Below are 14,511 nucleotides of genomic sequence, written 5' to 3' on the forward strand. Positions count from 1 at the left end.
GTTGCTCCATCGGCAGGCGGCACGACGGGAGCGAAGTGACGGCCTGCGCAGATCGCCGAACGGCGCCAGCCACGGATCGGCTGGTTGGCGCCGCGTTGCTCAAAGGATCATGCGTTCGGGGTTGTAGTTCATGCCGAAGCGGATCAAGCGCTCGATGAGCTCCGGGTATTGGATGCCGGCGTACTCGGCCGAACTCGCGAAGTCCTCGTCGGAGGCGATCTGCGGGTTGGGGTTGGCTTCGATCAGATAGACATCCTCGGACGGTGTGACGCGAAAATCGAGACGCGCGTAGCCGCTGAGGCTCAAGAGGCGGTAGATCTCGCGCGACAGCTTCTCGAGCTTGGCGGCCAACTTCTCGCTGATCTCGGCCGGGCCTGTCATGACGCCTGCCTGATCCTGATATTCCGGATCCCATTTGCCGCGGCCGGTGGCGATGAGCGGCGCGCCTTCCTTCCTGTTCTCGACGAAGAACTCCCACGGCGGGAGAATGGTCGCGCGCTCGTTACCCATGATGCCGACGTAAATCTCGCGGCCCTCGATGAACTGCTCGGCGACTGCCGCCGTTCCCGCCGTGCGGTGGATGTAGTCGACGCGCTCCATCAGCCTCACGTCGTCGTAGACGATCGAAGCGCCGGAGATGCCGACCGACCCTTCCTCGGTCAGCGATTTGACGAACAGCGGGAAGCCGAGTTCGCTCGGGCGCTTGGTCACGCGCTTCATGGGGAAGATGGCGAACTCCGGCACCTTCAAACCGTCGTAGGCCAGGATCTTCTTGGTCAACGCCTTGTCACGGGCGATGGTGAGGCCGCGCGGGTTGCAGCCCGTGTAGGGCTGGCGCAGCAGCTCCAGGAAACTGACGACGTGCTGGTCGAAGTGGCCGATGCCGTCGAAGTCCTCGGCCAGATTGAAGACGATATCGGGCTTGTGGGCGTCGATGGCGCCACGAATGGTCGAGAGGTCGTTGGAGAGACCGACGGCGATGAACTGATGGCCCAACGTCTCGACCGCGCGCTTGACGTCGAACTCGGTCTTGCGGAGCAGGCGCTGCTTGTCGCTGTAGTCGGCGAGATCGCCGGCCGGCAGCAGCCGCTCGTCCGTCAGGAGAACGACGGTCAGCCTCTTCCTGGGCTTGCGGATGATGGTGGGGGGCGTCGTGGTCATAGCGGAAGCCGCGGGCGATTGTGGAGAATGGCGATGGTGGCGCGAGAGACGAGACGTGAGATCTTGGCGACCGTCTCCGCTTTAGGCCGCGTCTGCCTCAGCTTCAGGATGCGGGCGCGATGAACGAGCTGCCGCAAGACCTGGTCGACGACATAGGCCGGGACGCCGAGCGGCTTGGCCGTGCGGCGACGCAGGCGGGTCCTGTGTGAAGCCAAGAGGCTCGAGGCCGACATGCGCCGCCTGTTGCGGCGATCCTCGCCGTTTTCCTTGAAAATACGCTGCAGGGCGCCGTCGAACTCGTCGGCGGCTTCGACGGCATAGAACTCGCGCTTTTCGTCGTAGTGCTGGGCGAGCGTGCGCGTCGAGTCCTTGAGCTCGCTCGGGATGCGTTTGGGCTTGATCTCCGGCTCGACGCCGCGGCGGGCCCGCATCCACGCGTCGACCGCGCACAATTTCTCGAACGCCGGCCAATCGCGATACGTGCGTTTCCAGCTCCGCTCCGAGCGCAGCCAAACGGCGAACGTCTCGGCAAAGTCCTCGACGGGGTGCGATTGGGCGTACCAGGCGTTCAGGTGCTGGACGAAGTCGCGGCTGTCGGGATCAGCAACGTAGTCTTTCGGATAGGCGCGTTGCGGCGAGCCGAAAACCTGGCGGTATTCGCGCGTGGCGCTCAGCTGGAACGCCTCATCGATGGCGTGGCCGGTCTCGTGGCGCAAGATGCTCATGGCCTCGTCTAGAGATGCGCCTTCCGCCTCCAGCATCATCTTGCGCTCGAGGCGGATCAGTCGCGGATGCAGGAGATAAAACGGAACGGCGAAGCCTACGACTCCGTCAGGATTATACCATTCTTCGGCGATCCAGAGCGTCGGCCGGAAGCGAATGCCCCGCGCGCCTAACTCGTGGAAGACCACATTCGCGCGCTCCTCGATGACCGACCCCTTAAGATGCAGAGGCAAATCGCAGAATCGCATGCCAAGCAGCTCGCTGTCCGGCATTTGGTCAAGGCGCGCGGCGCGTATCGGCATGCTTTCTTCAACCTCGAACCGTCTAGCCCCGCCGCCGGCGCGACGTCGCGAAGCTCGTTGAATCTGCAGACTTTCGAGCCAAAGATCACAGGATCGAGGAGATGGCCGAAATTCTCTATCGCACGGATAACGCGAGGGCGCCAAAGCGCGCTCAAACCTCACGATTGAGTCGGCATTTTAAAGGCTTAGATCAGAGGGCGCACCCTAAAGTTTTTACCGTGTGCGGCCTTTATCGTCAGGTTGCACCTGCTCAAACGTCCGCCGGCGGCCCAAAGTGGGCCGTAGCCGCCCTCCCTGGGCAGCCTCAGGGCGTCCAGCGGGAGACGATGTCGGCCAGGCGGGGACGCTCGCGCTCCTCAGGCTTTTCCAGGGGCGTGCCGATGTAAACGAAGGCAGCGATGCGCTCGTTCTCAGAAAGGGTCAGCTTCTCGCGCACGATGGGGCTGTAGGCCACCCATTCGGTCAGCCACGACGTTCCGTATCCCGACGCGTTGGCGGCGAGGCAGAGGTTGAAGGCGGCCGCGCCCGCCGAGAGGATCTGCTCCCACTCCGGTGCGCCCGGCCGCTTGGCGACGCGCGACACGACGGCAACGACGAGGGGCGCGCGCAGGAAGCGGTTGCGCTCCGTCTCGAGACGGACGTGAGACGGCGGCTCCTTCTCTTCGGCCTGGCACGCGGCTGCGAAAATCTCGCCTGCGGCTTTGCGCGCCTCACCTTCGAACACAATGAAGCGCCAGGGGACGAGCTTCTTGTGGTCGGGCACGCGGGCGGCGATGGTCAGGATGCGATCCAGCTCCTCCCCGGTGGGGGCCGGTGCCGCAAGGCGGTCGGGCTTCACGGACCGGCGGGTGGCAAGCGTTTCAAGAAGAGCGTCGTTCATTTGCGGATTTTTCCGTGGGGTTGGACCGAGATGGGCGATCCCGCAGCAAACCGGGCGGAACCTGGCTGGCAGGAACTTGGCCGGTAGGAACTGGAGCGGCAATGGTCTAATTTCTGCCGGCCTCGCTAACGCAAGTGGCGCTTCGAGACAATCTTTACGTCGCGATCCAGGAATTGGACCTTGTTCCCCATGCCCCGTCTTCGCCTTCTCGCCCCCGTGCTGCCGCTGCTTGCTGCGTTTACCCTCGGCGCGTGGCCGTCGGCCGCGGCGGATGCCGGATCGGACGGGCCTGCCATCATCGTGCTCGACGGGTCGGGCTCCATGTGGGGCAATGTCGGGACCGAGCGGCCGGCGAAGTTCGACCTTGCACGCCAGGCGTTGCGCCAGTCGCTTTCAACCCTTTCGCCGCGCGTCAAGACCGGTCTCATGTCGTTCGGTCAGCGCCGGCGCGCCGACTGCAGCGACGTGGAGGTGCTGGCGCCGCCGGAAGCCGGACCGCCCGAGCGGATCCTGTCCATCGCCGACAAGCTCAACCCGAAGGGCAAAGGCCCGCTCTCGCTTGCGCTCAGGGAAGCGGCCAAGCAGATCCCGACGGAGACAGGCGGGAGCATCATCGTCATTCACGACGGCGTCGACAACTGCTCGCAGGACACCTGCGCCGCGGCTACAGATATCGCCAAAGCCAATCCCAAAGCGCGCATCTACCTGATCGGGTTCGGGCTCGCGCCCGCGGAGGCCAAGAGCCTTGCGTGCGTCGGTGCGGCAACGCAGGGCAAGGTGCTGCAGGCGCAGGACTCGGCTCAGCTCGCCGATGCCCTCGCGGAAACGCTGACGCTCGCCAACCTCGAGCGGGTGGATCCCTCGACGGGAACCGCGGTGCCTATGCCCAAGGCAGCGACTCCGCCAACGACGACGCCGGCCGGCGCGCCGGGGCTCAGGCTCACCGCTTCTCTCACCGACGACGGCAAGCCGCTGGCGGCGGCGCTCAACTGGCGTGTCGCCAAAGCGGATGCGCCGGGCGTGATCCTGAAAAGCGCCCGCACGCGCGAGCTCGCCGTGGATCTCGATCCCGGCTCCTACGTCGTCGAAGCGGAGTTGGGACAGGTAACGGCGCGAAAAACGCTGGAGGTCGCGTCCAGCGGGCCGACAGCCGCCAAGCTCGCGCTCGGCGCGGGTGTCTTGAACATCAAGGGGCAGGCGGACCGGAGCGGCGCAGCTCTCGCCAATCCCCTGATCACCGTCTTCGCCAAGGCCGACGGCAAGGAGCAGCCGGTTTGGCTTGGGCGTGACGGGGCCACCCAGCTCGTACTTCCGGCTGGGTCCTATCTCGTGCGCATCGAGGATGGCCTCGCGTCCCAGACCACGGAAGTCACGCTGGCGGCGGGTGCCGGCGCGGACGTCAGCCCTGTTCTCGGCACCGGCCGTCTCGAGCTGAGCGCGGTCTCCGCTGCAAACGGGGAAGCGCTGAAGGACGTCACGTACACCGTCGAGGAGGACGATCCCGACTCTCCAGCCGGTCGTCGGGAGGTCGCGCGATCGGCGGATCCGGCAGCAGCGTTCACACTCAAGGCCGGGACCTATTATGTTTCCGCGCATTCGGGCATCGCGGAGGCGCACGATCGCATCGCGCTCGGCAGCGGCGCGACCATCAAGCATGTGGCGACACTCAATCTGGTGCCGATCACGGTGATCGTCTCTGCGAGCGCGACGGCCGACGGCAGCGCGGCCCCACAGCAACCGGTCGTCATTCGTATCCGGAGCGAGGACGGGCAATCGCGCGAGATCGCCCGCATTCACGGCATGACGGGGACCTTCAAGCTTCCGCCGGCGCGTTACAGGGTCGAAGCGGAGGTCATCGGGCTCAACGTCAAGTCGCTCGGCGTCATCGATCTCACGAGCGGGCGCGGCGGCAACGTGCAGCTCAAGCTCGAGCAGGGCGAGGTATCCGTGAACGCCGGCGCGAATGCAGGCCGCCATTGGCGCATCAAGGACGGCGACGGGCGCACGGTCATGCACTCGGGGCGCTCGGCGGCCGGCAGCTTCCAACTCGCGCCCGGCCGCTACGTCCTGTTGAGCGACGTCGCCGACAAGGAAACCGAGCAGTCCTTTGACCTTAAGGCCGGAGAGCGGCGCCAACTTACGGCAGGAACGCCATAATTTCGGTGCCGGGGCGACGCCACAATTCCGTGATCCGGTGGTTCCACTCGACGAATCCCCAGCAAACGCGCAGTCTGATCTCCATGACTCAAGCTGACGACATGATGGTCGCGACCGCCCATGCAGCAAGGCGGATGTCCGCCCTGGGGCTGCTCGCTCTCGCCGTGCTTGCGGGCGCTTGGAGCCACGATGCGCGTGCGCAATCGGCCGCCGACTGGCTCACCGGCCTCCAAGGGCAGAACCCGGCCCAGGCCGGGGCTGCGAAGGGCGACGCGGAAACCGATCAGCCCATTGAGACGGCCCAGGTGCGCATGGTCGCTCGCCTCACCTCGGACGGGCAGGAAATCGAGGAAGGGCTGGTCTGGCGCGTGTTCTGGCATCCGCCAGGGGACAGCACGCGCAGCACGCAAGTGGCCGTCAAGCAGGAGGCGCGGCCGACCTTCAAACTCAAGGTCGGCGACTATGTCGTCAACGCCGCGCTCGGTCGCGCGCACATCACGCGCAAGATCACGGTTACGGGTGGCAGTACGGAGCCGCTGGTCGAAGAATTCGTGCTCAATGCGGGTGGACTTCGCCTCAAGGCGCTCGTGTCGGGAGCCGAGGCGGCGAACAACGCCGTGAGCTATGCCGTCTACTCCGATCGCGATCAGACGGACAACCGGAGGCTCGTGCTCTCGGCCGCCCGGCCCAATCTGATCGTCCGCCTCAATGCCGGCATCTATCACATCGTCTCCACCTACGGCGACTGCAACGCTACCGTACAGAGCGACGTGACGGTGGAGGCCGGAAAGCTCACGGAGGCGACGGTCACGCATTCGGCTGCCAAGGCGACGTTCAAGCTCGTGCAACGCGCCGGCGGCGAAGCGCTTCCCGATACGGAGTGGACCATCCAGAATCCGCAGGGCGACGAGATCAAGGAAAGCGTCGGCGCGCTGCCGACGCACATCCTCGCGCCCGGCAGCTACACCATCGTCGCCAAATCGCAGGGGCGACAGTTCCAGCGCGACATCACACTGGCCAACGGCGAGACGGCGCAGGTGGAACTGGTGATGAACTGAGCGGACGCCGACGGATACTCATGACGCGCCCGCCTCCTCCCCTCAAAAATCGTTCAGCACCCAATCCGTGGGGCAGCCGTGCTTCTGCATCAGACGCTCGGTCTCGACGAGACCGGCTTGCCCTTTCAATTCATGGAAGAGTGAGCGCGCCATCTGCCAGTGCTCGCACGCGGTCGTGAGGTCGCCCGCGTCGCGGGCCAACTCGGCAAGCTCCAGGCGCGCCTCGGCCTGCACAGCGGCGTTGCGCGACTTGGCTGCGGCGCGAACGCATGACCGCAGATGCTCGGCTGCGGCCTCGTGACGGCCTTGCCCGATCTCGGAACGGGCCAAGGACAGATAGAGGGCCGGCAATGCCGTCCGATCATCTGCTGCCTGTGCATCCTTGATGCGGCCCACCCAATCGACAGGCTCTTCGAGCGGGGGGAGTGCGTCCGCGGACGGGATCGCCCGCAGCGGCTCCGCCGCCGGCTTTCGAGCCACGGACTCGTCCGCTCCAGGTGTGCGGCGCAGCCAGACGATGACGCCGATCAGCAAAGCAACGGGTGCAAGGAGGGCGACAAGCGCTGGCCATCCGCCGATCTCGATCACGGCGGGGACGATCAGTCCTGCGGCGACGGTTGCGATCACTCACGGCCCTCCGATGTCGACCCTACTCCAGCCCTGCTCCTCAGCGCAGCGGGCCCGCCGAAAGAAGGCCGCCGCGCGTCCAGATATTGTTGACGCCGCGCTCGAGCGCCAAGGGCGACTTCAGTCCGATATTGCGATCGAAGATCTCGCCGTAGTTTCCGTTCTGCCTGACGACGAGATAGCTCCATTCGCGCGCGAGGCCCATGCCGCGCCCGAGATCGGCCTCGAGCCCGAGAAAGCGGCGAATGTCGATATTGGGGGAGCTGCGCAAGGCGTCGATGTTCACGCTCGTGATGCCGAGCTCCTCGGCCGTGACCAGTGCCGAGAGCGTCCAGCGCACGATAGAGAACCACTGCTCGTCACCCTGACGAACAACCGGTCCCAGCATCTCCTTGCTGATCAGCTCGGGCATGATGACGTGGTCGGACGGCGTGGTGAAGCGGCTGCGCTCGGCGGCGAGAAGAGTGATGTCACCGGTGAGCACGGTGCAGGCGCCGTCCGCGTACGACTTCACGGCCGTGCTCCACTGCTCGGCAGGCACGAGCTGGTAACGCATCTTGCGCGCCTGGAAGAATGTCTCGACACCCTGCGCCGCGCTGGAGCCGGCCATCACGCAGACCGAGGTGCCCGACAGCTCGAGCACGCTCGCAACCGCGTAGCCGCGCTGGATCAAGAAACCCTGGCCGTCATGAAACAGCGTGTCGGCGAAGCGAACACCAAGCTCCGTGTCGCGCGAGAGCGTGCGACCGTTGGCGCGCGGCAGCAGATCGATCTCGCCGGACGACAAGGCCTGGAAACGGTTGGCGGGCGTCACGACGCGGTATTTGACGGCGCCCCTGTCCCCGAGCACGGCCGCGGCGACGGCACCGCAGAAATCGATATCGAGCCCGGTCCAGGCGCCGTTGGCGCCAATGGAGGCAAATCCCGGCATGCCTTCGGAGACGCCGCAGATCAGATGACCGCGGGCGCGCACGTCATCAAGGGTTGCAGCGCCTACCGCCGGCGTGCCGAGGGTCAGCGCAGCAGCGGCGGCCAAGGCCCAGCGCGCGAGCGCGCCACGACGACAAGCACCATCCGGCCCCTGACCTTCAGCCTTCACAGATGCATGCCTCCGGACGTCATTGTTTCTCAGCGTAGACGGCGTGCCGGATGGTCCCGCCTATGGCCCACCGGCGCTTTTCATGCTCCGTCTTTCGTCAATCCACCGCGGGCGCGGTGCCGTGAGCCCGCGCGGTACGATCACGCCCCCCGTCCCGACCCGCGCGCTGTCACACATCCCGCGTTGTGCACGTATGGTCAAGCCCTTGACCGGCGCCGGAAGTTGCGTCAAAGGGCGCTCAAGGGACAACGCCAGGCCAGACGCCTTAGGATCTCGCTCCCATGACAAAACCGACAAAGGGCCCGGGTAAAGCCCGCCACCCCGCGACGACCATCCTGCACAGCGGACGCGATCCCGCCGGGCAGCACGGCTTCGTCAATGCTCCGGCTTATCGCGGCTCAACGGTGCTGTTCCCGACGCTCGACGCGCTCGAGGCCTACGACCAGCAGCCGTTCAAGTATGGCCGCCACGGAACGCCAACCACGGCGGCGCTCGAGGATGCCATCTCGAAGCTCGAAGGCGGACAGCGGACTCTGCTCACCGCCTCCGGCTACCAGGCCGTCACGACGGCTATTCTGGCTTTCGTCAAGGCCGGCGATCATGTGCTGATGGTCGACAGCGTCTATCAGCCGACGCGCAGGTTCTGCGACAGCCTGCTGGCGCGCCTCGGCGTCACCACGACCTATTACGATCCGCTGGTCGGCACCGGTGTCGCCGATCTGATCCAGCCCAACACGCGCGTGGTCTTCACCGAAAGCCCGGGGTCGCTCACGTTCGAGATGCAGGACATCGGCGCCATCGCCAAGGCGGCGCGAGCGCGGGACGCAACCGTGATCATGGACAACACCTGGGCGACGGGACTCTACTTCCGGCCGCTCGAGCACGGCGTCGACGTCTCGATCAATGCCTGTACGAAGTACATCGTCGGACACGCAGACGCGATGCTGGGTGCGATCACCGCCAATGCCCGGACGACGAAGCAGGTGGAAGAGGCGCGGGCTACGCTCGGCGGGTGTCCCGGGTCGGAGGAGACCTATCTCGGCTTGCGCGGAATGCGCACGCTCGCGGTGCGGCTGGAGCGTCATCAGCGCTCGGCGCTCGAGGTGGCGCGCTGGCTCGCTGCGCGTCCGGAAGTCGAGCGCATCCTGCATCCGGCGATGCCGTCCGATCCCGGCCATGCGCTCTGGAAGGCGCAATACACGGGTGCGTCGGGGCTGTTCTCCATCATCCTGAAACCCACGCCGCGCAAAGCCGTGGCGGCCATGCTCGACGGGCTCGAACTGTTCGGCATGGGTTATTCCTGGGGTGGCTTCGAAAGCCTCATCGTGCCGTTCAACCCGACGCGCTATCGCACCGCCACGCAATGGACTGCGAAAGGCCCCGCGTTGAGGCTGCATATCGGGCTCGATGACGTGGGCGACCTGATCGCCGACCTCGAGGCCGGGTTTGCCAGGCTCACCACATCCGCCTAGCTGTCATCCTCGGCTTCATGCCGAGGATCCATCTCTCCGCGAGAGCAATCCGTGGGCGCCGTCGCCTACGATCAAACTCGGTAAACTCCACCCACGCCGATGGATGGATCCTAGGCAAGGCCTAGGATGACAGCGAGGTGAGTGAGCGAGCAAAGACCTGCTCACCTGACGCCGCCCATCAGACCCTTGATCCAGGGCGTCAGTACGAAGAATGCGGCGGCCGCTGCGGCGGCGAGGCCCGCCTGCCACACAAAGCTCGAGGCAAGGGCTGCGGGATCGGTGGCCGTGAAATTGCTGCCGAGCACGCCTGCGAGCTTGCTTCCCAATGCGAAGCCCAGGAACCAGATGCCGAGCACGAGGCCAACCGCGCGCTCGGGCGCCAAGCGCGTCATGGTGCTCAAGCCGACCGGGCTCAGAAACAGCTCGCCCGTGGTCTGCAACAAGAACAGGCCGACCAGCCACAGCGGGCTGATGCGCCCCTCTGCCGTCAGCATGGCCGCGGGCGCCATCAAGAGAAACGAGAGCGCGAGGAAGACGAGCGCGATGGCGAACTTGACAGGGCTCGACGGCTGGCGGTCGCCGAGCTTCATCCACATGGCCGCAAAGATCGGCGACAGGAGGATGACGAATAGCGGGTTCAGAGACTGGAACCATGACGAGGGAAATGCCCAGCCCGCGATTTCCGAGCGCGTCAGATGCTCGGCGAAGAGTGCAATGGTGAGGCCTGCCTGCTCGAAGATGCCCCAGAACAGGATGGCGCCGATGAGCAGCACGAACATGGCGCCGTAGCGACGCGGCTCCTCGTCCTTCGAAAACCCCAGCCAGAGCGCAAGCACGGCCGGAAGCAGCACGTAGACCCAGCGCAACGGCTCGAAGCCTGCGCGGTCCGACACCATGATGAGGCCCATCAACGCCAGCGTGCCGGCCATCACCGCCGCAAGCATGAGCGCCGGGCCGAGCGCTCGCGAGTCCCCCTCCCCGGCCTTCCCCCACAAGGGAGGCGGGGACCCGCGGAGGTCGCGGCCACGGACGACGAGGATCGCGAGCCCGAGAAGCATGCCGATGCCGGCGGCAGCAAAGCCCCAGTGCCAGCTCGCCAGCGGATCGAGACCCTGCCCCGCCAGCCACGCCTTCATCGTCGCGCTTTGAGCCAGGAACCCGGTCACGAGGGGTGCAAGGAAGCCGCCGACGTTGATGCCCATATAGAAGAGGGAGAAGCCTGCGTCCCGGCGATTGTCCCCTGGGCCGTAGAGCGAGCCGACAAGAGCGCTGATGCCGGGTTTGAACAGGCCCGTGCCGATGGCGACCAGCGCCAGTCCCGTGTAGAAGGCCGCGACTCCGGCCACGGCCAGCGTGAAATGACCGGCGGCGATCACGCCGCCGCCGAGGATGACGCTGCGCCAAAGTCCCAGAAATTTGTCTGCGGCGACGCCTCCGGGGATCGACAGCAGATAGACGGCCATCGTGTAGTTGCCGTAGACCAGCGCGGCCTCGGCAGCCGTCATGCCGAGCCCGCCTTCCGCGGCCGGCGTCACCATGAACAAGACCAGGAGCGCGCGCATCCCGTAATAGGAGAACCGCTCCCACATCTCCGCGAAAAACAGGGTGCCAAGGCCGCGCGGATGGCCGGCCAGGCCCAGCCAAACCAGCAACCCAGCCGCAGGGGCCGTTGCGCTCAAGTCCTCGCGACCGCTCATGGTTTAAAAGTGTCGGCGACGGCGGGGCGGGCTTCAAGCGCAACTTTGCAGCATTTGCGGCAACAATCGCAGGCAGGCCTTACCGGAGGGCGCGAATTACTTATGGAAGCTCGCGCGGCTGCGGCGACTTATTTCCCTCACATTGCGGCGTCCAATACATCAGCCCGGTTCGTGCCGTCGTTTAGAATAAGTACGACCTCAGGGCTATCTAGGACCTTTGGCGAATAGACGCGCCAACCCCGGCTCACTAATTAATCTGCACCCGATCCAGATGAGAAAATAACAAGAACGCGCGCTTTAGCGCTTCACTGGATGCATTCGCCCCCCATGGAGGAAGCCTATGATCCAACAAGCCCTGAACGAACTTTCGCAGCAGATCCGTATCCGGCCGCGCTATGACAACTTTATCGGCGGTCAGTGGGTCGCTCCCGTCAAAGGACAGTACTTCACCAACCTGACGCCGGTCACAGGCAAGCCGCTCTGCGATGTCGCGCGCTCCTCCGCCGAGGACATCGAGCTGGCCCTCGACGCCGCGCACAAGGCCAAGGATGCGTGGGGCCGCACGTCGCCGGCCGAGCGCGCCCGCCTGCTGAACAAGATCGCCGACAAGATGGAGAGCAACCTCAAGCTCATCGCCATGGTCGAGACGCTCGACAACGGCAAGCCGATCCGCGAGACGATGGCGGCCGACATTCCCCTCGCCATAGACCATTTCCGCTACTTCGCCGGCTGCGTTCGGGCCCAGGAAGGCTCGATCGCCGAGATCGACCACGACACCGTCGCCTATCACTTCCACGAGCCCCTCGGCGTCGTCGGCCAGATCATCCCCTGGAACTTCCCAATCCTGATGGCGGTGTGGAAGCTCGCGCCCGCCCTCGCTGCAGGCAACTGCATCGTTCTCAAGCCCGCCGAGCAGACGCCCATGAGCATCATGGTGCTGATGGACCTGATCGGCGATATCCTGCCGCCGGGCGTGCTCAACGTCGTCAACGGCTTCGGCATCGAGGCCGGCAAGCCGCTCGCACAGAACAAGCGCATCGCCAAGATCGCCTTCACCGGCGAGACGACGACCGGCCGCCTGATCATGCAGTACGCGTCCGAGAACATCATTCCCTGCACGCTGGAGCTCGGCGGCAAATCTCCGAACATCTTCTTCGCCGACGTTGCGGCTCAGGACGACGAGTTCTTCGACAAGGCGCTCGAAGGCTTCTCGATGTTCGCGCTCAACCAGGGCGAGGTCTGCACATGCCCGTCGCGTGCGCTCGTGCACGAGAGCATCTATGACAAATTCATGGAGCGTGCGGTCGCCCGCGTGCAGAAGATCAAGCAGGGGCATCCGCTCGATGCCTCGACCATGATCGGCGCGCAGGCTTCGAACGACCAGCTCGAGAAGATCCTCTCCTACATCAAGATCGGCCGCGACGAAGGCGCCAAGGTCCTGACCGGCGGTGAGCGCGCGACCATCGACGGCGAGACGGCCGAAGGCTACTACGTCAAGCCGACGATCCTCGAAGGCAACAACAAGATGCGCGTGTTCCAGGAAGAGATCTTCGGACCCGTGGTCTCTGTCACGAAGTTCAAGACCGACGAGGAAGCGCTCGCCATCGCCAACGACACGCTCTACGGCCTCGGCTCGGGCGTTTGGACGCGTGACGGCACGCGCGCCTACCGCTTCGGCCGCGCCATCCAGGCGGGCCGCGTGTGGACCAACTGCTACCATCTCTATCCGGCGCACGCCGCGTTCGGTGGCTACAAGCAGTCCGGCATCGGTCGCGAGACGCACAAGATGATGCTCGACCACTACCAGCAGACCAAGAACATGCTGGTGTCCTACAGCCCGAAGGCACTCGGCTTCTTCTAAGAATGGGAGGGCCCGGCCAGGCCCTTCGGTTCGGTTCCCCGAGACAGCGCGGCCGCAAGGCCGCGCTGTTTTTCTGTCGAGCACGGCAATGACAACCGTCTCCGCAACAGCCGCCGCACGCGCACTCATCGGGCAACTCAAGGTGGAGCACGGCCCGCTCAGCCTCCACGTTTCAGGGAGCTACGGTGTGACGGTGACCTGCCTCAAAGCCCGCGAGCTCAGCATCGGGGCGCGGGACGTTGCGATGGGGATGATCGACGAGGTGCCACTCTACCTCATGACGAGCGAGGTCGACTACTGGCAAGGGAGCGCGATCATTCTCGACGTCGTGTCCGGGCCAGGCCCCGGCTTTTCGCTCGAAGGCCCGCACGGCGTGCATTTCACGCTCCGCAAGCGTGCCGATCCGAGGAAGCGCGTTTGGGATGCCGAAGCCGTGCTGGCCGCCGGCGCGCCGCCCTCCATTTCGCAATCACCCAAGGAACCCAATCGATGACCGACGCACGCCCCACGCTCCGCTCGCTCCTGGCCCTGCCCGACGCTCCGGCGCCGCTTTCGAAGTCGGCCCTGGTGCTGATCGACTGCCAGAACACGTATCGCGAAGGCATCATGCAGCTCGAGGGCGTGGAACCCGCGCTCAAGGAATGCGCGACGCTGCTCAAGCGCGCTCGCGATGCCGGCACGCCCGTGATCCACATCCAGCACGATGCCGGACCTGGGACGCCCTACGATACCAAGGCGCATATCGGGGCGATTGCCGACGTGGTGGCACCGGCGGCCGGGGAGAAAGTCATCACCAAGGCCTTTCCGTCCTCGTTCGAGCAAACGGATCTCGACGCGGAATTGAAGCGGCTCGGCGTCACCGATCTTGTGCTCGCCGGCTTCATGACCCATGTGTGCGTGAACTCGACGGCGCGGGCGGCGTTCAACCACGGCTACCGGACGACGGTGGTGGGCAACGCCACAGCGACGCGCGCGCTCGCCAATCCTGCCGGCGGCACGCTTTCGGCCCAGGAGCTGCACGATGGGGCGCTGACGGCGCTGTCCGATATCTTTGCAATCGTGGTACCTTCGGGCGAGAAGGTCCCGACTTAACGAGTTCAACGGAGGCCAGTATGGTCGAGCGTGTAACGGCGACGCCGGAAGCTCAAGCGATGATCGCGAAGCTCGCGGGCATGCACGGAGCCCTTCTGTTTCATCAGTCCGGCGGGTGCTGCGATGGGTCCGCACCTATGTGCTATCCGCGGAACGAGTTCCGCGTCGGCGCGCAGGATGTCTATCTCGGCGAGATCGGCGGCCAGCCGTTCTACATGGGCGCCGCACAGTTCGACTACTGGCAGCACACGCACCTCATCATCGACGTGGTGCCGGGACGCGGCTCGGGCTTCTCGCTGGAGGCGCCCGAAGGCGTGCGCTTCCTCACGCGCTCGCGTGTCTACACAGACGCCGAGTACGACGAGCTGGAGAAGCTCGGCCC

General features: G+C 65.4%; 13 protein-coding genes. 7 read left to right on the top strand and 6 right to left on the bottom strand.

Features of this window, described 5'->3' with window-relative positions:
- Positions 1-99 precede the first annotated feature (99 nt).
- The 3 genes from QZV93_RS15495 to QZV93_RS15505 form a co-directional block, all read right to left on the bottom strand.
- On the bottom strand, positions 100-1,161 hold the full coding sequence (locus tag QZV93_RS15495; protein WP_295559529.1) for an ATP-grasp domain-containing protein: 1,062 nt from the start codon (positions 1,159-1,161) through the stop codon (positions 100-102).
- A complete protein-coding gene (locus QZV93_RS15500) occupies positions 1,158-2,132 on the bottom strand; it encodes a putative zinc-binding metallopeptidase (protein ID WP_295559530.1) in 975 nt (324 codons plus the stop codon). The genes QZV93_RS15495 and QZV93_RS15500 overlap by 4 nt, the downstream gene beginning before the upstream one ends.
- 358 nt (positions 2,133-2,490) lie before the next feature.
- A complete protein-coding gene (locus tag QZV93_RS15505) occupies positions 2,491-3,066 on the bottom strand; it encodes a nitroreductase (protein WP_295559531.1) in 576 nt (191 codons plus the stop codon).
- A 189-nt stretch (positions 3,067-3,255) separates the two neighbouring features.
- On the opposite strand from QZV93_RS15505, the gene QZV93_RS15510 reads away from it, so the two are divergent.
- Both QZV93_RS15510 and QZV93_RS15515 read left to right on the top strand, forming a co-directional pair.
- Positions 3,256-5,223 (top strand): VWA domain-containing protein, encoded by a 1,968-nt coding sequence (locus QZV93_RS15510; RefSeq protein WP_295559532.1) that lies wholly within the window; start codon positions 3,256-3,258, stop codon positions 5,221-5,223.
- Positions 5,224-5,306: 83 nt separating this feature from the next.
- Positions 5,307-6,281, top strand: a complete 975-nt coding sequence (locus QZV93_RS15515; RefSeq protein ID WP_295559533.1) for a hypothetical protein — start codon at positions 5,307-5,309, stop codon at positions 6,279-6,281.
- A 42-nt stretch (positions 6,282-6,323) separates the two neighbouring features.
- Here QZV93_RS15515 and QZV93_RS15520 read toward each other — a convergent pair whose 3' ends face one another.
- Entirely contained in the window at positions 6,324-6,908 is a 585-nt protein-coding gene (locus tag QZV93_RS15520) for a hypothetical protein (protein ID WP_295559534.1), read from the bottom strand.
- A 40-nt stretch (positions 6,909-6,948) separates the two neighbouring features.
- A complete protein-coding gene (locus QZV93_RS15525) occupies positions 6,949-8,007 on the bottom strand; it encodes an amino acid ABC transporter substrate-binding protein (protein WP_295559535.1) in 1,059 nt (352 codons plus the stop codon).
- 281 nt (positions 8,008-8,288) lie between these two features.
- Here QZV93_RS15525 and metC point away from each other — a divergent pair, with 281 nt between their 5' ends.
- Positions 8,289-9,479: a cystathionine beta-lyase gene (gene metC / locus QZV93_RS15530; protein ID WP_295559536.1), complete on the top strand. Its 1,191-nt coding sequence runs from the start codon at positions 8,289-8,291 to the stop codon at positions 9,477-9,479.
- A 161-nt stretch (positions 9,480-9,640) separates the two neighbouring features.
- On the opposite strand, the gene QZV93_RS15535 is transcribed toward metC, so the two are convergent.
- A complete protein-coding gene (locus tag QZV93_RS15535) occupies positions 9,641-11,176 on the bottom strand; it encodes a peptide MFS transporter (protein ID WP_295559537.1) in 1,536 nt (511 codons plus the stop codon).
- Between the two features lie 340 nt (positions 11,177-11,516).
- Between QZV93_RS15535 and adh the strand changes: the two genes are divergently transcribed.
- The 4 genes from adh to QZV93_RS15555 all read left to right on the top strand — a co-directional run.
- On the top strand, positions 11,517-13,037 hold the full coding sequence (gene adh, locus QZV93_RS15540) for an aldehyde dehydrogenase (RefSeq protein WP_295559538.1): 1,521 nt from the start codon (positions 11,517-11,519) through the stop codon (positions 13,035-13,037).
- 88 nt (positions 13,038-13,125) lie between these two features.
- Complete coding sequence (locus QZV93_RS15545) at positions 13,126-13,530, top strand: DUF779 domain-containing protein (protein ID WP_295559539.1); 405 nt, start codon at positions 13,126-13,128, stop codon at positions 13,528-13,530.
- The gene (locus QZV93_RS15550) at positions 13,527-14,129 is read left to right on the top strand and encodes a cysteine hydrolase family protein (protein WP_295559540.1); all 603 of its coding nucleotides are present in this window, start codon (positions 13,527-13,529) and stop codon (positions 14,127-14,129) included. Before QZV93_RS15545 ends, QZV93_RS15550 begins: the two co-directional genes overlap by 4 nt.
- A gap of 20 nt (positions 14,130-14,149) precedes the next feature.
- Positions 14,150-14,511 (top strand): DUF779 domain-containing protein (locus QZV93_RS15555; RefSeq protein ID WP_295559541.1); only part of this gene is annotated, 362 nt, incomplete at its 3' end.

The sequence above is a fragment of the uncultured Hyphomicrobium sp. genome, from assembly GCF_902826555.1.
Lineage (GTDB): Bacteria > Pseudomonadota > Alphaproteobacteria > Rhizobiales > Hyphomicrobiaceae > Hyphomicrobium_C.